13 protein-coding genes, 1 pseudogene and 1 riboswitch are annotated in these 16,761 nt (G+C 70.8%); of the genes and pseudogenes, 2 read left to right on the top strand and 12 right to left on the bottom strand.

The window, feature by feature from the left end:
* Position 1 precedes the first annotated feature (1 nt).
* Positions 2-913, top strand: coding sequence for an STM4011 family radical SAM protein (locus J7E96_RS05305; RefSeq protein ID WP_215127956.1), 912 nt, complete (start codon positions 2-4; stop codon positions 911-913).
* Here J7E96_RS05305 and J7E96_RS05300 read toward each other — a convergent pair.
* The 3 genes from J7E96_RS05300 to J7E96_RS05290 all read right to left on the bottom strand — a co-directional run bounded on the left by J7E96_RS05300 (position 866) and on the right by J7E96_RS05290 (position 5,347).
* Positions 866-1,657 carry an SGNH/GDSL hydrolase family protein gene (locus tag J7E96_RS05300; RefSeq protein ID WP_215127955.1) on the bottom strand — a complete coding sequence of 264 codons (792 nt, stop codon included), beginning with the start codon at positions 1,655-1,657 and terminating at the stop codon, positions 866-868. The two genes, J7E96_RS05305 and J7E96_RS05300, sit on opposite strands and share 48 nt — an antisense overlap.
* Before the next feature lie 188 nt (positions 1,658-1,845).
* Positions 1,846-2,775 carry a LysM peptidoglycan-binding domain-containing M23 family metallopeptidase gene (locus J7E96_RS05295; protein WP_215127953.1) on the bottom strand — a complete coding sequence of 310 codons (930 nt, stop codon included), beginning with the start codon at positions 2,773-2,775 and terminating at the stop codon, positions 1,846-1,848.
* Positions 2,776-2,777: 2 nt separating this feature from the next.
* Positions 2,778-2,951, bottom strand: a riboswitch (cyclic di-AMP (ydaO/yuaA leader).
* 299 nt (positions 2,952-3,250) lie between these two features.
* Complete coding sequence (locus J7E96_RS05290) at positions 3,251-5,347, bottom strand: alpha-galactosidase (RefSeq protein WP_215128024.1); 2,097 nt, start codon at positions 5,345-5,347, stop codon at positions 3,251-3,253.
* Between the two features lie 166 nt (positions 5,348-5,513).
* Here J7E96_RS05290 and J7E96_RS05285 point away from each other — a divergent pair, with 166 nt between their 5' ends.
* A complete protein-coding gene (locus tag J7E96_RS05285) occupies positions 5,514-6,341 on the top strand; it encodes a tyrosine-protein phosphatase (RefSeq protein WP_308295846.1) in 828 nt (275 codons plus the stop codon).
* Positions 6,342-6,389: 48 nt separating this feature from the next.
* Here J7E96_RS05285 and J7E96_RS05280 read toward each other — a convergent pair.
* The 9 genes and pseudogenes from J7E96_RS05280 to hpnC all read right to left on the bottom strand — a co-directional run.
* Positions 6,390-6,568, bottom strand: a pseudogene (locus tag J7E96_RS05280) (helix-turn-helix domain-containing protein); the annotation flags it as partial.
* Between the two features lie 17 nt (positions 6,569-6,585).
* A complete protein-coding gene (locus J7E96_RS05275) occupies positions 6,586-7,983 on the bottom strand; it encodes an aspartate aminotransferase family protein (protein ID WP_215127950.1) in 1,398 nt (465 codons plus the stop codon).
* 262 nt (positions 7,984-8,245) lie between these two features.
* Positions 8,246-9,268: an adenosyl-hopene transferase HpnH gene (gene hpnH / locus J7E96_RS05270; protein WP_215127948.1), complete on the bottom strand. Its 1,023-nt coding sequence runs from the start codon at positions 9,266-9,268 to the stop codon at positions 8,246-8,248.
* A gap of 5 nt (positions 9,269-9,273) precedes the next feature.
* The gene (locus J7E96_RS05265; RefSeq protein WP_215127946.1) at positions 9,274-9,930 is read right to left on the bottom strand and encodes a 1-hydroxy-2-methyl-2-butenyl 4-diphosphate reductase; all 657 of its coding nucleotides are present in this window, start codon (positions 9,928-9,930) and stop codon (positions 9,274-9,276) included.
* Between the two features lie 35 nt (positions 9,931-9,965).
* Positions 9,966-11,999, bottom strand: coding sequence for a squalene--hopene cyclase (gene shc / locus J7E96_RS05260; RefSeq protein WP_215127944.1), 2,034 nt, complete (start codon positions 11,997-11,999; stop codon positions 9,966-9,968).
* Positions 12,000-12,120: 121 nt separating this feature from the next.
* Positions 12,121-13,215, bottom strand: coding sequence for a polyprenyl synthetase family protein (locus J7E96_RS05255; RefSeq protein ID WP_215127942.1), 1,095 nt, complete (start codon positions 13,213-13,215; stop codon positions 12,121-12,123).
* A complete protein-coding gene (gene hpnE / locus J7E96_RS05250; protein ID WP_251069454.1) occupies positions 13,212-14,612 on the bottom strand; it encodes a hydroxysqualene dehydroxylase HpnE in 1,401 nt (466 codons plus the stop codon). The genes J7E96_RS05255 and hpnE overlap by 4 nt, the downstream gene beginning before the upstream one ends.
* 127 nt (positions 14,613-14,739) lie before the next feature.
* The gene (gene hpnD, locus J7E96_RS05245; protein ID WP_215127941.1) at positions 14,740-15,708 is read right to left on the bottom strand and encodes a presqualene diphosphate synthase HpnD; all 969 of its coding nucleotides are present in this window, start codon (positions 15,706-15,708) and stop codon (positions 14,740-14,742) included.
* Positions 15,705-16,607 carry a squalene synthase HpnC gene (gene hpnC / locus J7E96_RS05240; RefSeq protein WP_215127939.1) on the bottom strand — a complete coding sequence of 301 codons (903 nt, stop codon included), beginning with the start codon at positions 16,605-16,607 and terminating at the stop codon, positions 15,705-15,707. Before hpnC ends, hpnD begins: the two co-directional genes overlap by 4 nt.
* Positions 16,608-16,761: the final 154 nt, after the last annotated feature.

Here is a 16,761-nt window from a genome sequence, read left to right as displayed (position 1 = left end):
CATGGACCTCACGATCCTCTACCGCGGCCCCCTCGCCTCCTGCGACTACGACTGCCCGTACTGCCCCTTCGCCAAGCGGCGCGACAGCCGTGAGCAGTTGAGCGCCGACCGCGCCGCACTGGAGCGCTTCACCGAGTGGGCCGCCGCGCAGACCGGCGACCGCCTCTCCGTCCTCTTCACACCCTGGGGCGAGGGCCTGGTCCGCTCCTGGTACCGCCGCGCCCTCACCGAACTGTCCCGGCTGCCGCACATCCGGCGCGTCGCGATCCAGACGAACCTGAGCTGCCGCACCGACTGGCTCACCGAAGGCGAAGCCGGCGCCGACCTCGCCACGCTCGCGCTGTGGTGCACGTACCACCCGGGCCAGACGCCGTACGACCGCTTCCTCGCCAAGTGCCGCGAACTGACAGCCCGTGGCGTGCGTTTCAGCGTGGGCGTCGTCGGCTTCCCCGAACATCTCGAAGAGGCGCGCAGGCTCCGCGCCGCGCTCCCCTCCGAGGTCTACCTGTGGATCAACGCGGCGGAAGGCCGCACCTACACGGACGAGGAAGCCGGCCACTGGACGGCCCTGGACCCCCTCTTCCCGTACAGCCGCCACCCCCACCGCTCCGCCGGTCTCCCCTGCCGGACCGGCGATTCGGTGATCTCGGTGGACGGCGAAGGTACGGTACGCCGCTGCCACTTCGTGCCCGCCGAACTCGGCAACCTCTACGACGGCTCGTACCGCCGGGCACTGCGCCCCCGCGCCTGCCCCCTCACCGCCTGCGACTGCCACATCGGCTACGTCCACCTGGAGACGCTGCCGCTGTACGACGTGTTCGCGGGCGGAGTGCTGGAGCGCATACCTGCCGCCACCCGCTCCCCCTCACAACGGCAGCAGATCGGGCCTCTTCGCCTCGACGTGATCACCTGACGACTCCCCGCGCAGCCGCCGCCCGATCCACGGCACCAAGTGCTCCCGCGCCCACTGGATGTTGTCCCGGCGAGCCTCCAGCGTGCCGCGCGGCGCCTGCGGCGGCGACGCCTGGTCCGGGTCGGCCGGTACGTCGAGCCCGAGCACCTGGGCGGCCCGCAGCGCGACCCGGGTGTGCCCCTCGGGCGAGAGGTGCAGCCGGTCGCCGTCCCAGGCGCGCCTGTCCTGCACGGACTTGAGCGACCACAGGTCGAGCACCGGGCAGTCGTACCGGTCGGCGACCGCCCGTACGTGCGCCGTGTACGTGGCGATCTTGCCCCGCAGATGGCGCAGTACGGGAATGCCGCGTGTATCGAAGCCGGTGGTCACCATGACGGTGCCCACGGCGTTGGTGAGGTCGGCCACGGCCCGTTCGAAGCGCTCGGCGACGTCGTCCGGGTCGCTGCCCGGCCGGAGGATGTCGTTGCCTCCGGCGCAGAAGCTCACCAGGTCGGGTGCCAACTCCTTCGCGCGCGGGACCTGCTCGGCCACGATCTGGTCGAGGAGTCGGCCGCGTACGGCGAGGTTGGCGTAGCGGAAGGTGTGCTCGGGGACGCGGTCGTCGAGGAGTACGGCGAGCCGGTCGGCCCAGCCGATGAACGTACCGTCGGGTCCGGGATCTCCGACGCCTTCGGTGAAGCTGTCGCCGATCGCCGCGTACGACCCGATAGTGACTGCATTGAATGATCTCGAATCGTCTGCCACGTCGGCACATCCTTCACTGGAGCGAGTGACCTACGCCACCGTAGGAGGGGTTGACGCGGCGTGATATACGACACCGGTCAAGATTCACCCAACCCGGAATGGACCGAAAAAGCACGTACGCCCCCTTTTGCTGCCGGATGTGGCAGCGAAAAGGGGGCGTACGGGAGCGTTCGGAGTGTTCAGGCAGATCAGATGGTGACGCCGTGGCCACGCAGGTAGGCCAGCGGGTCGACGTCCGAGCCGTAGCTCGGGCCGGTCCGGATCTCGAAGTGCAGGTGCGGGCCGGTGGAGTTGCCCGTGCTGCCGGAGAGGCCGATCTGGGTGCCGCCGCCGACGCTCTGGCCGGAGGAGACGGCCAGCGAGGACAGGTGGGCGTACTGCGAGTAGCGGCCGTCCTCGTGCCTGATGACGACCTCGTTGCCGTACGAGCCGCCCCAGCCCGCGGAGACGACGGTGCCGGCACCGACCGCCTTGACCGGGGTACCGCTGGACGCGGAGAAGTCGACGCCCGTGTGGTAGCCGCTGGACCAGCTGCCGCCGGCCATGCGGTACGGGGTGGTGACGCCCGCGGAGACCGGGGCGGTGAAGCCGGATCCGGTGCTCGGCGCGGCGGCCGCGGGGGCGACCTTCGGGGCCTCGGCCTTCGGGGCGGCCTTGGGCGCCACCTTCACGGGGGCGGGCTTCGCCGGAGCGGCCTTCGCCGGGGCCGCCTTCGTCGGGGCCGCCTTCGCGGGGGCAGGGGCCTTCGCGCCGATGGTCAGCTTCATGCCGGGCAGGATCAGCGAGGGGTTGCCGCCGACGACCTCACGGTTGTCCTCGTACAGCTTCTGCCAGCCGCCACGGACATCCCGCTCGTCGGCGATCTTCGACAGGTAGTCGCCGGAGACCACGGAGTAGGTCTCGGTGCCGGCCTGCTTCTTCGGCGCGGCCTTCTCGGACGCGGCCGGGGCGGCGGACTTGCCGGCGGAGGCGGCGGCCGGGGCGGCCTTCTCCGCGGCGTTCGCGCCGGTGGCGGCGATGAGGGGAAGTGCGAGTACGGCCCCGCCCGTTCCGGCGGCGACGAATCCGCGAGTGAGCGAGTTGGACCTCGGTCGGCGGTGCTTACCCTTTGCGGGCATGGAACATTCCTCTCCGGCGCCTACGAGGTGAGCTGTCGGGTTCGGGCTGGAGATGCCCGGCCGCGCTGGTGCGCGACTTAACCCCAAAGCCGGTCCGGACGGGGAACTTCCCCGATGACCGGCGTACTTACCTGGTTCCCCCGCTCCTGCCACGCGTGAGTGAGTGTGAGTGCGGATTCCGGGAGGTGGCAGGATTCGGCGGTCCACCCGGATTGACGGTGACCGTAAGCCGACGCGGCTCTCCCGTACAAGCCAGTCCATTCATTCCGCCATTGCCCCACGAGAATTCACGACGCAATTCCCGTCACCCTCTGTGGATTACGGATCTTTACGCCCCGCCCGCCGACTGGCATTTACCCGCGCAGCTTCACCACGCACCGTCACGAATATGATCCTGCTCACCAGCGGCCCCGCCATTTCCCGTACCCCCATGGGGAGTTACACCGAAATAGTCCGGTTTCTCCCCAACCGCCACTTACATCCTCCGCAGCCGGAAGACCGCCGCGTCGAGATCGCCGCGCAGCGCGGTGCGCAGCCCCCGGTGGAGCAGTACGGAACCCCGGTGCACGGCAGAGGTGTCCAGGCAGGCGTACGCCGCAGCCGGGTCCAGCCCGCGCAGACGCAGCGGCGGCTGCTCCTCGCCGTAATGCTGCGCCTGGAGCCAGGCGAGGACGACGGTGTCGTCACCGCGTACGTACTGAACGGCGCTGAGCCCGCCGTCGGGCGCGCGCAGCCGGTACAGCTCGCCGTGCTGCACGACCGGCCTGATCTCCTTGTACAGGTCGACCCACTCGCGCGCCTCGGCGATCTCCTCCTCCCCCCACCCGGTCAGATCGCCCCCGATGCCGAGCACGCCCGCCATCGCGCTCACGAAGCGGAAGCGCAAGGAGCTGACCCGCCCGTTGAGCTGGGTGTTCGGGCTGTCGGTGACCCACGCGGCCATCGCCCGCGCCGGGTGCAGCTGGCTGAAGCCGTGCTGGATGGCGAGCCGGTCCAGCGGGTCGGTGTTGTCGGACGTCCACACCTGGTCGGTACGGGAGAGAATCCCGAGGTCGATGCGGCCGCCGCCCCCCGAGCACGATTCGAAGGCAACGCCGGGATGCGCGGCCCGCAGCCGGTCGAGGAGCGCGTACAGGGCGTGCACGTGCTCGGTCCACAGCCGCTGCGGATACGGTTCGCCCGGCCAGCCCGCGTCGGTGAAGCAGCGGTTGAAGTCCCACTTCACATAGTCGATCGGCGCGCTCGACAGCAGCCCGTCGAGCTGCTCCCAGAGGTACGCCTGGACGTCGTCCCGCGCCAGATTGAGGACGAGCTGGTTACGGAACTCCGTGCGGGTGCGCCCGGGATGGTGCTGCACCCAGTCGGGGTGCGCCCGGTACAGATCGCTGTCGGCGTTGACCATCTCGGGCTCGACCCAGATCCCGAACCGCATGCCCAGCCCGTGCACTTCGTCCGCCAGCGGCTTCAGCCCACCGGGAAAGCGGTCCGGGTTCGGCGTCCAGTCCCCCAGCCCGGCGCGGTCGCTGACCCGCGCGCCGAACCACGCGTCGTCCACGACGAACAGTTCGACGCCGATGTCCGCGGCCCGCCGCGCCAGCGCGCGCTGCTGCTCCTCGGAGATGTCGAACCCGGTCGCTTCCCAGGAGTTGTAGAGAACGGGCCGCACCCGCTCCGCGTCGGGGATCACGTGCGCGAGCTGCCAGGCGTGCCAGGCCCGGCTCGCCCCGCCGAAACCGCCGTCGCTCCACAGCCCCGCGAAGACGGGCGTGGTGTACGTTCCGCCGGGCGCCAGCCGCAGCAGACCCGAGTCGTCGTGTCCGGCCCCGCCGGTGATCTGCACCGTCCCGTCGGGCAGTTGCTGTACGGCGATGCGCCACGACCCGGACCAGCCGAGCGCGCAGCCGTACACCTCGCCACTCTCCTCCGTGGCCCCCTGTGCGTCGAGGGCGACCCAGGGCAGGTGCTGGTGCCCAGTGTGGCCTCGGCGGCTGCCCAGCACCTTCTCACCAGGGGTGAGCTCGGACCGTACGAGCCGGGATTCGGCCGCCCACCGGCCGTGCAGCTGGCTCAGCCGCCACCGCTCGCGCCGGGGCAGCGTCCAGGCGGCGGCGTCGGCCCGCAGCAGCTCGAGGGCGGGGGCGTCGGCCGGTCCTTCGTGCGCGACGGTGGCCCATCGCTCCACGACGTCGGAGTCCGCGCGCATCCGGTAGTGCAGGGTGAGGCCGAGGTGATGGACGGGATCGGTGAAGCGCAGCCGCAGTTCGTCGCCGGCCGTGGTGGACCCGGCGCAGCGCCACTCGGTGCCGCGCACGGCGGGCGTACGCACCGACAGGGCCGGCCGTACGAAGCGGGGGCCGCCCTCGACGGGGTACTCCTCGCGTCCGTCGAGCTGCGACTCGAAGGGCCAGTACTGCGGCGGCGGTTCGGCGGCGAGCGATTCGGCGTCGGCGAGGGAGATCCGCGGCCCCCAGTGCAGGTGGACCAGCTCGTCGCGGTCGGTGAGGTGCAGCGCGTAACTGCCCACCGCGCCGGAGAGCAGCCAGGTACGGCCGTTGCCGCCGGTCTCGATCATCAAGCCCCCCAGATTCGCACAGGTCCGAACATCTTCGTACGTCCGGTCTCTCCGGCGCAACGACCGCGCGGGCCGAGCCGAGATGATTGCCCCAGGAACCCATGTCGTATCGTCGAAACGCGCCGAAGTCGGCGAGCAGCGCCGACGGCAGACTTCAGGAGCCCACGTGACACAGCAGCTGCCGCAGGTCCCGTCGACAGAGCCCGAGCAGACCGAGCCCGAGCTCGCCGCGGTGCGCAACTTCCGCGATGTGGGCGGCCTGCCGACGGTGGACGGGCGACGGGTCCGGTACGGCGCCCTCTTCCGCAGCGGTCACCTGGCGCACGCCACCCCGGCCGACGCGGCGTTCCTCGGTTCGCTAGGCCTCCACACGATCTTCGACTTCCGCAATGAGGCGGACCAGAAGCTGGAGGGCCCGGACGTCGAGCTGCCGGGGGTCCGCAACGTCAACCTGCCGCTGACGGACCCCGCCGACGGCGCGGTGTTCTGGAAGATGGTCCGCGACGGGAACCTCGACGAGCTGCGCGAGATCCTCGCCGACGGCAAAGCCGCGGACCGGATGTCGGAGACGTACCGGATGATCATCAAGGAACGTACGGCCGAGCAGAGCCAGGTGCTGCACGCGCTCGCCGGGGAAGCCGTCCCCGCGCTGATGCACTGCGCGGCGGGCAAGGACCGCGCGGGCCTTTCGATAGCCGTGACCCTGCTGGCGGTCGGCGTCGAGCGCGAGGCCATCGAGGCCGACTACCTGAAGTCCAACGACCCGCACCGCCGCTACAAGGTGCACCGCAGCGACAACTCGTCGACCGGTATGTCGCCCGAGGTGATGGAGCTGCTGAGCCCGCTCTTCGAGGCCCGCGCGGAGTACCTGGCCGCCGCCTTCGAGACCATCGAGGATGTCTGGGGCACCACGGACCGCTACCTCTCGGAGGGGCTGAACGTCACGCCCGAGATCCGCGAGCGGCTGCGGACGCGCCTGCTCGACGAGAGCTGAGCACAGGCGGTATCAGCGCTCGCCACCCAGCGTGAGGAGCAGGGCAACGCCGTCGGCCTCCCGCGCCTGTGCCTCGTCGGCGCGCAGTACGGCGTCCCGGTCGCCCGGCGTCTCGCCCAGGAGTGCGGACACCGTCGTGCCACCGTCTCCAGCCGGGACAGGTGCGCGGGCGAGCGCCCGGCGCGCCGGGCGGCCGCCTCCAGCGTGAGGCCGCTGTGCCGGCGCAGGCCGGCGAAGGCGGAAACTACCTGTTGCCGACCGCCTGTTTCACCAGCGTCCTCCCGAAGTCCCACATCAGACCGCCGCCGCTGTGCGCGTCGTCCATCACCGCCGTGAACGCGCCGACGAAGCGGTCCACCTCCTTCTCGCCCACGGTCAGCGGCGGAATCAGCTTGATCACCTCGAGGTGGTCGCCGGAGACCTGGGTGAGGATGCGGTGCTTCTGAAGCAGCGGTACGACGACCATCTGCGCGAAGAGTCCCTTGCGAGCGGCCTGGAGCATGGCCCAGCGGCTGCGCAGCTTCAGCGAGCTGGGCCTGCCGAACTCGATCCCGATCATGAGCCCGCGCCCGCGCACGTCGTGCAGCAGCTCATAACGGCCGATGAGCGCGGTCAGCCGCTCCCGCAGCAGGTCGCCGGAGCGCCGGGCGTTCGCGACGATCTCCTCGTCCTCCATCACCGCGAGGACGGCCAGGCCCGCCGCCATGGCCTGCGCATTGGAGCCGAAGCTGGCCGAGTGGACCAGCACCCGGTCCATCGACGAGTAGACGCGCTTGAAGATCCAGTCCTTGCCGAGGGTCGCGCCGACCGGAACGTAGCCACCCGAGAGCGCCTTCGCGACGCACAGCAGATCGGGTTCCACGCCCTCCTCGTGCTGGTACGCGTAGAAGTCACCGGTCCGCCCCAGCCCTGTCTGCACCTCGTCGGCGATCAGCAGCGCTTTGTGCCGCCGAAGAAGTTCCTGGGCGGCCCGCAGAAACCCGGGCGGCGATTCATGAACGCCCTTCCCCTGGATCGGTTCGACGACGAAACCGGCCACGTCGCCGCGTTTCAGTTCCCGCTCCAGGGCGTCCAGGTCGCCGAGCGCGATCGCGGTGTCGGGCAGCAGCGGCGCGAACCCGTCCCGGAAGCCGGCCTCGCCGTTGACCGACAGTGAGCCGGTGGTCAGTCCGTGGAAGGCGTGCGCGCAGTACAGGATCCTGGGCTTGCCGGTCGCGTACCGGGCGAACTTCAGCGCGGTCTCGACGGCCTCCGTGCCGCTGTTGCCGAAGAACACCCGGTCCAGGTGCGGGCTGTGGGTGAGCAGCCGCTCCGCGAGCAGTCCGGGGAGCGGCTGGCAGTCGAAGCGCGTCAGGTCGGCGAGCGAGGCGTCCAGGACGTCGTGCAGCGCCTTGCGTACGACGGGATGGTGCCGGCCGAGACCCATCACGCCGAAGCCCGCGAGCATGTCGAGGTAGTCGTTGCCTTCGGCGTCCCAGAAGTAGGCGCCCTCTGCCCGCTCGTAGACCTTGTCGAACCCGATGGTGCGCAGCATGCGGGGCAGCTGGTGGTTCAGGTGTCTGGCGTGCAGCTCGTAGCGCTCGGCCCCGCGCTCGGCGAGAAGCTTCGCCAGGTCGAACCCTTTCGGGGCGCCGTCCGTCATTCCACGGTCTCCTTAGCGTTCACCAGCGGGGCCGCCCGCTCTTCCCCGGCTGTCAGTGCGAGGCTGATCCGCCCCGCGATCGATGCGGGCGTGAGCCCGATGTCGGCCGGCACCACGTCGCAGCCGCCGGTCCAGCGACCCCGCGTCCCCGCCGACCGCCACCGACCCGACCTGGATACGCCGCGAAGCGCGACGCACCGCCAGGGGCAGGGCCGGCAGCTCGGGGAGCCCCAGTGCTACGGGCTCACCAACCCCCATCACGTCACCCGTGGCTTCCCGAGACGGTGTCGCGGACCGCGCGCAGGGACTCCTTGAGCGAGCCCATGGTCGCGAGGACCGCCGTCGGCTCGTAGCCGCAGTGCGCCATGCAGTTGGCGCACCTCGGGTCCTTGCCCCGCCCGTACTTGCTCCAGTCCGTGTCCTCGATGAGCTCCCGGTACGTCGCGACGTATCCGTCGCTCATCAGGTAGCAGGGCCGCTGCCACCCGAAGAGCGTGTAGTTCGGAATCGCCCACGCCGTGCACGGGAAGTCCGCCTTGCCCTCCAGGAAGTCCAGGAACAGCGGCGAATGGTTCAGCCGCCAGCGCCGCCGGTTGCCACCCGCGAACGTCTTCTTGAACAGCTCCCGGGTCTGCTCGACACCGAGGAAGTGTTCCTGGTCGGGAGCCTTCTCGTACGCGTAGGCGGGCGAGATCATCATCTCGTCCACCTGCAGGTCGTCATTGAGGTAGTTGAGCACCTCGATGATCGTCTGCGGCGTGTCGGTGTTGAAGAAGGTGGAGTTGGTGGTGACCCGGAAGCCTTGCTTCTTGGCCGCCTTGATGGCCTCCACCGCCTCGTCGAACACCCCTTCCTTCGCCACCGATTCGTCGTGCCGCTCCCGCAGCCCGTCGATGTGCACGGCGAAGGCGAAGTACGGCGACGGTGTGAACTTCTCCATCTTCTTACGCATCAGCAGCGCGTTGGTGCACAGGAATACGTACTTCTTCTTCGCCACCAGCTGCCGCACGATCTCGTCGATCTGAGGGTGCATCAGCGGCTCGCCGCCCGCGATGGACACCATCGGAGCGCCGGACTCAAGTACCGCGCCCACGGCCTGGGCCACGGGCATGCGCTGCTTCAGGACCCCGGCGGGGTGCTGGATCTTGCCGCATCCCTCGCATGCGAGGTTGCAGGCGTAAAGAGGTTCAAGCTCGACGATGAGCGGGAACTTCTCACGCCTGCGGAGCTTTTGTTCAACGAGGTACGTCCCGACCCTGATGGTCTGACGGAGCGGCATGGCCATCTAGCTCACCTCCTGGGGAGCAGCAAAGAACGGTGCCATTCAAAAAAAGCAGGCAGAACTGCGCGGAGAACACGAAAGGCCGATATTCCACCGCGAAGCGTCCCTACGCGTACGAGCTCGTGCTCCGGAGCGTCCACGACCACCCGAACGGCCGCAACCGGACGCGGCCCGGCCCGCAGTGCGCTCCAGAGCGTCGCGGCGGATTCCATGTCCACCGCGATCGCGCCGGTGGCCCGCAGCTCGGCCCGCTCCTGTCCCCGTACGACGTGGTCGGCGCCGGTCAGCGGGCCGGTGTGGACGGTCCGCCCGGGCACCGCCCTGGCCAGCGCCTCGGCCAGCAGCTCCACGCCCGTACAGGAGGTGCTGCCACGGGGGCCGCGGGTCTCGTCGGCGACGATCAGGTCCCCGGGGTGCATCCCGGGTGCGAGCCCCGCGCAGAAGCCGGACGCGATGACGCAGGCGTCATCGGCCGGTCCGCCGGGGGCGAGCGCCCGGGTGACGGCCTCCTCGGCCGCCCTGGGCCCCATGCCCGTACGCACAACGGTCACCGGCGGCCCCGGCACCTCCTTGCGCGCACCGCTGCGCAGTGCGAACCGCTCGATGCCGAGCGCGCAGGCGATCAGCAGCGGTGCGGGCCGCGGGGGCGCCGGAGTCCGGCGCATGGGATCCATGGGATCCATCCGGCCCATCAGGCCCATCAGGTCCCTTCCCGGATGCGCAGGTCCGGGAAAGTGGGCTCCCCGTGGACGTACCGCCCGAGAGCGGTGAGCGGGAAGACCTGCCGGTAGAGGTTGTAGTTGATGGAGAAGTCCCACGGGAATCCGGTCCCCGTGAAGTACGGCTCGTCCCACGAGCCGTCCTCGCGCTGGGTCTCGGCGAGCCAGGCGACGCCCCGCTCGACGGACTTGGCCTCCTGCTCCCCTGCCGCGAGTAGCGCGAGCAGCGCCCACGCCGTCTGCGAAGCGGTCGAGGCACCGCGACCGGCCCAGTCGGCCGTACGGTACGAGCGCAGGTCCTCGCCCCAGCCGCCGTCGTCGTTCTGGACGGACTCCAGCCAGTCGACGGCGCGGCGGATCGCGGGGTGGGCGGTGGGCAGCCCGGCCGCGGTCAGTGCCGGTACGACCGACCCCGTTCCGTAGACGTAGTTGACGCCCCAGCGTCCGAACCAGGCGCCGTTCGGCTCCTGATGGCCCAGCAACCACTCGATGCCGCGCCGGGTGCGCGGGTCGTGTGCCTTGCCCTCGACGGCCAGCATCTCCACCACATGGGCGGTGACGTCGGCGGACGGCGGGTCGATGACCTCGCCGAAGTCGCAGAAGGGCAGCCGGTTCGGGAAGGGGCTGGTGTTGTCGGCGTCGAAGGCGGCCCAGGCGCCGTTCCTGGACTGCATTCCCAGGTTCCAGCGGACACCACGTTCGATGCTCGCTTCTGTCCGCTCGCGGTCCGGGTGCGCGACGCGCCGCAGCGCCAGAACTACCTCGGCGGTGTCGTCGATGTCCGGGTAGTTGTCGTTGTGGAACTCGAACGCCCAGCCGCCCGGCTCCAGTCCTGGCCGGCGTACGGCCCAGTCACCCGGCCGCAGGATCTGCTCGCGCATCATCCAGTCGGCGGCCTTGACGAGCGCCGGGTCGTCGGGCCGTACCCCCGCGTCGGCGAGCGCGATGGTGGCGAGGCAGGTGTCCCAGACCGGCGACTGGCAGGCCTCGATCATGCGGGAGCCGTCCTCGCGCCACACCGTGAACCGGTCGAGCGATTCGAGTCCGGCGCGCATCACGGGATGGTCCAGGTCGTATCCGAGCAAGTGGAGCGCGATCAGCGAGTACACGGCGGGCGGCTGGATGCCGCCCCAGCAGCCGTCGTTCTCCTGCCGCTCGATGATCCAGCGCGCCGCGCGCTTCATCGCGGCGCCGCGCAGCCTGTCGGGCGCGAACTTGCGGTAGACGTGCAGGGCCTTGTCGAGCCGCTGGAAGGCGCCTTCCCAACTGGTGGGCCTGGCAAGCCGCTTGCGCGGGTTCGGTACGCGCGCGTTGGTGTGCAGCTCGTCGAGCGCGAACGGCGCGGGACGCACCGGCCGCTTCGCCGAGACCACGGTCAGCGGCACTATGGTCTGCCGCGCCCAGCAGCCGAAGTCGTAGATGTTGAGCGGGAACCACGGGGGAAGGAAGATCAGCTCGGGTGGCAGCTCGGGCAGATCGTCCCACTTCCACCAGCCGAACAGCGCCAGCCAGATCCGGGTGAAGACGCGGCTCGCGGCGATGCCGCCGCGCTCTCTGATCCAGGCGGCGGCCCGCTCCATGTGCGCGGCGTCCGGCAGGTCTCCGGCGAGCCTCAGGGCGACGTACGCCTCGATGGTGGTGGAGAGGTCGCCGGGTCCGCCGTAGAAGGTGGCCCAGGTGCCGTCGTCGCGCTGCTCGCCGCGGATGAAGAGGGCGGCGGCCCCGACGGTCTTCTCGTCCTGGATACCAAGGAACTGACGGAGCAGCAGGTCCTCTGCGTCCATCGTCACATTGGTTTCGAGGTCACCTTTCCACCAGCCCTGGTCGTCCTGCTTGGCGAGCAGATGCGCGACCGCGCGGTCCGTGGCCCGCCGCGCCGCGTCCCGCACGCCGGCGGTACTGGTGTTGGTGTTGGTGTGGGCGTTGTTGGTGTTATTGGCCTGCTGGGCGAATTCGCTGGCCGCGGCTGCGCGGGGCTTCATGGCCCCGGTGCTTCCGTCGGTCGTCGCTGTCATGGCTTCCCCTTCGTGGCAGTTGGTCATCTGCTGTGCTGGGGTCCGACGTCGTCCGGTGCGGGGTTTACGGCGGGCCCCGGCACCGGACGGCGACTTGCGAGTCATATGAGGCGGATGCTGATCATCTCTTTCGTACGACGACGAAGTCCGCGAGCGCGGTGAGCTGCGCTCGGACCTGCGGGGGCATGTCGACGTCGTGCAGCGCCTCGATGGCGACGGCATGCTGCCTGCGGGCTTCCTGCGCCGTCCACTCGCGGCCGCCCGCCTCCTCGATCAGAGCCGCCCTGGTGGCGAACTCCTTCTCGGAGAAGCTCTCGAAGTCGTTGCTCTTGGCGTCGGCGGAAAGCAGCTCGCCGAGCCGCTTCGACGCCGGACCGCCCGCGGCCAGCGCCGCCACGACGGGCAGGGACTTCTTGCGCTGGCGCAGATCGCTCCAGGTCTGCTTTCCGGTGGCGTCCGGGTCGCCCCAGATGCCGAGCAGGTCGTCGACGGCCTGGAAGGCGAGGCCGAGGTGGTAGCCGTACGCCTCCAGCGTGTCGGCGGTACGGTCGTCCGCCCCGCCGAGCACCGCGCCGATGGAGACCGCGCAGGCGAGCAGCGCGCCCGTCTTGTTGCCCTCCATCTCCAGGCACTCCTCGACGGTGACCCGCTCGCGGTGCTCGAAGGAGATGTCCTGCGCCTGGCCGTCGATGAGCTTGCGTGTCGCGGTGGTGAGCCGGCGCGTGGCGCGCCCCGCCTCGACGGTGCCCATTTCCAGCAGCAGCTCGTTGGCGAGCGCGAAGAGCGCGTCGCCGACGAGGATCGCCTGCGCGGGACCGTGCACCTTCCACACGGTGTCGCGGTGCCGGCGCTGCTCGTCGCCGTCCATCAGGTCGTCGTGGAGCAGCGAGAAGTTGTGTACGAGTTCGACGGCGACGGCGCCGGGGACGCCGACCTCGGGCGGCGCGCCCGCCGCCTCCGCCGACAGCAGCGCGAGCGCCGGACGTACCGCCTTGCCGCCGTCGCCGTCGGCCGGCCGGCCCTGGGCGTCGATCCACCCGAAGTGGTACGCCGCGACGGTGTCCATGGGCGGCGCGAGCCGGTCCACGGCGGCCTTCAGCACCGGCGTGGACATGGTGCGGCCGCGCTCGAGCAGCGCGGCGATGTCCACCGTGGTGTTGTCGACCGGATTCACCGGGGTCACAGGCTCTCCTCTTGTTTCCATACCAGTGCTCATACCGCCTCCTGCAACGGATGTTCGTGGACGCGGCCGAGCTCGGAGAGGGCCGCTCCGGCGGCGGTGATGCCACTGCGCACGGCGCCCTCCATGGTCGCGGGCCATCCGGTGGCGGTCCACGCGCCGGCCAGGTACAGGCCGGGCGCGTGCGTACGGGCGCCGGGGCGCAGCCGTCCGACGCCGGGGGTGGGGGCGAACGTCGCTGTCCGCTCCCGGGTGACGAAGAAGTCGCGTACGCCCGCACCGCGCGCGGCGGGCAACAGCCGCTCCAGCTCGGGCAGATAGCGCTCGCGCAGCTCGGCCACGGGCGCGTCGATCTCGTCCTGGGCCGCCGACTGCGAGACCGCGAGGTACTGTCCGCCGCCCTTCAGCCCGGAGGACTCCGTGCGGTCGAAGACCCACTGGACGGGGCTGCCGAGCGCCGCGAAGAACGGCCGGCGCAGCACCTTGCGGTCGTACACGACATGGACGTTGAGGATCGGCGCGGTGCCGATGTCGAGCAGCCGGTCGGGGTCCTCGATGACGCCCCCGGGCAGCAGTCCGTGCGTCTCGCGCTGGGGTACGGCGAGCACGACGGTGTCGGCCGCGATCCGCTCCCCCGCCGTCTCGACCTCCCAACCTCCCTCCGCCGAAGGGGAGATGGAGCCGACGCGGGTGCGCAGTTCGGTCCGTACGCCCGCTGAGTCGAGCGCCTTGCGGGCGAGCGTGTCGTGCAGGTCGCCGAGCGGTACGTGCGCCCAGCCGATGTCGGCGGCGCCGGGCTCGGAGAGCAGCCCGGTCTTGAAAACCATCGCGGCGAGGCCGAGCGAGGCGTTCGGCGCGGTCGCGTTGAGCGTCGCGACGCCGACGAGGTCCCACAGGGCCTCGATGGTGCGCGGCGACTGCCCGTGGCGGCCCAGCCAGGTGGCGAAGTCCACGCCGTCCAGCGCCGGATCGGCCGGGTCGAGCTTCTTGAGCGCCATCGCGGCCCGCCCCACGCTCGCGCGTTCGGCGAGGGACAGGTGCGGATACGTCGCCAGGCTGGCGGCCAGGTGCAGCGGTACGGGCAGCGCCGTGCGGCGCAGCCGCCCGAGCCGGGGCCCCGCGGCCCGGCCGACGTCGAGCACGGGTACGTCGAGCCGGCTCTGCAGCGGCGCGAGCGCGGCACCCTCGACCCGCTCCAGGAACCACCGGTAGGCGGTGCAGCAGCGCAGGTAGACGTGCTGGCCGTTGTCGACGGTGAGGTCGCCGCGGCGGAAGGAGAACGCGAGGCCGCCCAGGCGCGGGCGCCCTTCGAGCAGCGTCACCCGCATCCCGGCGTCCGCCAGCTGGAGCGCGGCCGTGACGCCGGCCAGTCCTCCTCCGACGACGACCGCGTGCCCCGGTGCCCCGGGCCTGGCGGGCATGGAGCGTGTCATGCGCCCTCCCCTCGGACCTCGCCGACGATGTACGCACGGCGGGCCGTCGCAGTCAGGGACGCGTCAGCCCGCCGGGGGGTTGCGCGTCCCTTGTACCCGTTCGTCCCGCCGGCCGCAACGGGCCTCATCAGACCCGCCTCCTGGTGTGGTTGCGGGTGATGTGCCGGGCGTCGAGGCCCGACAAGCCGCGTACGGCGACGTACGCCTTCTCTCGTCCCGGCAGCGAGACCCGGCCCCGCAGCACGGCCCCGGGGTCCCGCTCGATGCGGTCCAGCAGCCGCCGGTAGATGCCGGCCATGGCTGCGACACAGGCGCCGGAGCGCCGGTCGAGCAGCGGCAGCAGCCGGTAGCCCTCGGCGAACAGGGCGCGGGCGCGGCGTACTTCGAAGTGGACCAGGCCAGTGAAGTCGGAGCCTTCGGGCGTGGTGGCGCCCTGGAAGCCCGCCGAGCAGCCGAACTTGGCGAGGTCGTCGGCGGGCAGGTACGTACGCCCGTTCCCGGCGTCCTCGCGGACGTCCCGGAGGATGTTGGTGAGCTGGAGGGCGAGGCCGAGCGTATCGGCGTACTCGGCGGCGCGTTCGGTGGAGCGCGCGCCGGCGGCGGTGCCGAACACGCCCAGGGAGAGCCGTCCGATGGCGCCCGCGACGCACCGGCAGTAGACCTTCAGGTCGTCCCAGGTCTCGTAGGTCTCGCCGCGTACGTCCATGAGGACGCCGTCGATGAGCTCGTCGAGCCCTTCGAGCGGAAGCGGGAAGCGGCGGGCCGTGTCCGAGAGCGCGACGGCGACCGGGTCGGTGTCGTCGTCGTCGACGATGCCCGCGCGGATCCGGTCGAGCAGCGCGCGGGTCTCTTCGAGCCGCACCTGCTTGACGCCCGGCTCCAGCACGCCGTCACCGATGTCGTCCACGCGCCGCGAGAACGCGTACAGCGCCGACATCGCGTTGCGCTTGTCGGTCGGCAGGAGCCTGATGCCGTACGCGAAATTGCGCGCCTGCTGTCCGGTCACGGCCTCGCAGTAGCTGTACGCGGCGAGTACCGGTGCGGACATCTGCGTGAGTCCTTCCACAGGCCGGCTCACCCCTCTCTTCGGTGTCATCGCAGGACGGCTCCCACCGCGCGCAGCAGGCTGATCCTGGTGGACTTGGGCGGTCCGGCGAGCACGTCGTAGTGGGCGGCGACGATCGCCGTCAGCGCGGCGCGTCCGCCGCCGACGAAACCGGCGAGCAGCAGCTTGAGTCTGCCGTTGACGCTGCCCACGAGGGGGATGCCCTCGTCGAGGAGGCGCCCGGCGCGTTCCACTTCGTACGCGATCAGCGCGCGCACCGACGCGTTCGCGGACGGCGCGGCGAGATCGGCTTCCTCGACGTGGAAGCGCGCCATGTCGTCGGCGGGCAGGTAGATCCGGTCGCGGCCGAGGTCCTCGCCGACGTCCTGGAGGTGCTCGACGATCTGCAGGGCGGTGCAGACCGCGTCCGAGCGGCGGATCCGCTCCGGGCTCGCGGTGCCGGTGATCTCGAGGACCAGCCGGCCGACGGGATTGGCCGACAGCTCGCAGTACGCGACGAGGTCGTCGTACGTCTTGTAGCGGCGTACGAGCTGGTCCTGCCGGTTGGCTTCGATGAGCCCGATGAAGGGCTCGGGGGTGAGCGAGCAGCGGCGCACGGTGGGCACCAGGGCGCGCAGGAGCGGGTGGCGCGGGCCGTCGCCACAGGCGTCGAAGACGCGGCGCAGGTCGGCCTCGAAGGCGTCGAGCACGATCAGGCGGTCGTCGGCCAGGGCGGGGTCGACGCCGAGCAGGCGGGCGTCGGCGCCGCCGGGCGCGAGGTCGCCGTCGCCGATGTCGTCGACGAGGCGGGCGTAGCCGTAGACGGCCATCAGATCGTCCCGCCAGGCGCGGGGCAGAAAGAAGGGAGCCACCGGGAAATTCTCGTCGGCGGCCTTGTCCAGGGTCGTGCGCGTGTGTGCGCCGGTGCGCACCTGCCGGGTTCCGGTCATCGCGGGCTGCCCGGTGCGGGGACGGCGTAAGCGTCTTCGAGCTGGAGAGTTTCCATAGCCATTGCCGTCACGTCTCCCGTTCTACACTGCCGACCCAATACATCCCATTTCGGACACGCCGCCCACCGGTACAGCTTACGTTGTACAACGACCA

Origin of the sequence: Streptomyces sp. ISL-96, assembly GCF_018614035.1 — a bacterium.
In the GTDB taxonomy this organism is placed as follows: Bacteria; Actinomycetota; Actinomycetes; order Streptomycetales; family Streptomycetaceae; genus Streptomyces.
Note: the sequence above shows the minus strand (reverse complement) of the source record. Positions and strands in the feature narration are given on the sequence as shown.

What these genes read in the sequence shown, in the direction of transcription:
- J7E96_RS05305 (WP_215127956.1), top strand. Translation starts at nt 2, where the DNA reads ATGGACCTCACGATCCTCTACCGCGGCCCCCTCGCCTCCTGCGACTAC.
- J7E96_RS05295 (WP_215127953.1), bottom strand. Translation starts at nt 2,775, where the DNA reads ATGCCCGCAAAGGGTAAGCACCGCCGACCGAGGTCCAACTCGCTCACT.
- J7E96_RS05290 (WP_215128024.1), bottom strand. Translation starts at nt 5,347, where the DNA reads ATGATCGAGACCGGCGGCAACGGCCGTACCTGGCTGCTCTCCGGCGCG.
- J7E96_RS05275 (WP_215127950.1), bottom strand. Translation starts at nt 7,983, where the DNA reads ATGACGGACGGCGCCCCGAAAGGGTTCGACCTGGCGAAGCTTCTCGCC.
- hpnH (WP_215127948.1), bottom strand. Translation starts at nt 9,268, where the DNA reads ATGGCCATGCCGCTCCGTCAGACCATCAGGGTCGGGACGTACCTCGTT.
- J7E96_RS05265 (WP_215127946.1), bottom strand. Translation starts at nt 9,930, where the DNA reads ATGCGCCGGACTCCGGCGCCCCCGCGGCCCGCACCGCTGCTGATCGCC.
- shc (WP_215127944.1), bottom strand. Translation starts at nt 11,999, where the DNA reads ATGACAGCGACGACCGACGGAAGCACCGGGGCCATGAAGCCCCGCGCA.
- J7E96_RS05255 (WP_215127942.1), bottom strand. Translation starts at nt 13,215, where the DNA reads ATGAGCACTGGTATGGAAACAAGAGGAGAGCCTGTGACCCCGGTGAAT.
- hpnE (WP_251069454.1), bottom strand. Translation starts at nt 14,612, where the DNA reads ATGACACGCTCCATGCCCGCCAGGCCCGGGGCACCGGGGCACGCGGTC.
- hpnD (WP_215127941.1), bottom strand. Translation starts at nt 15,708, where the DNA reads ATGACACCGAAGAGAGGGGTGAGCCGGCCTGTGGAAGGACTCACGCAG.
- hpnC (WP_215127939.1), bottom strand. Translation starts at nt 16,607, where the DNA reads ATGACCGGAACCCGGCAGGTGCGCACCGGCGCACACACGCGCACGACC.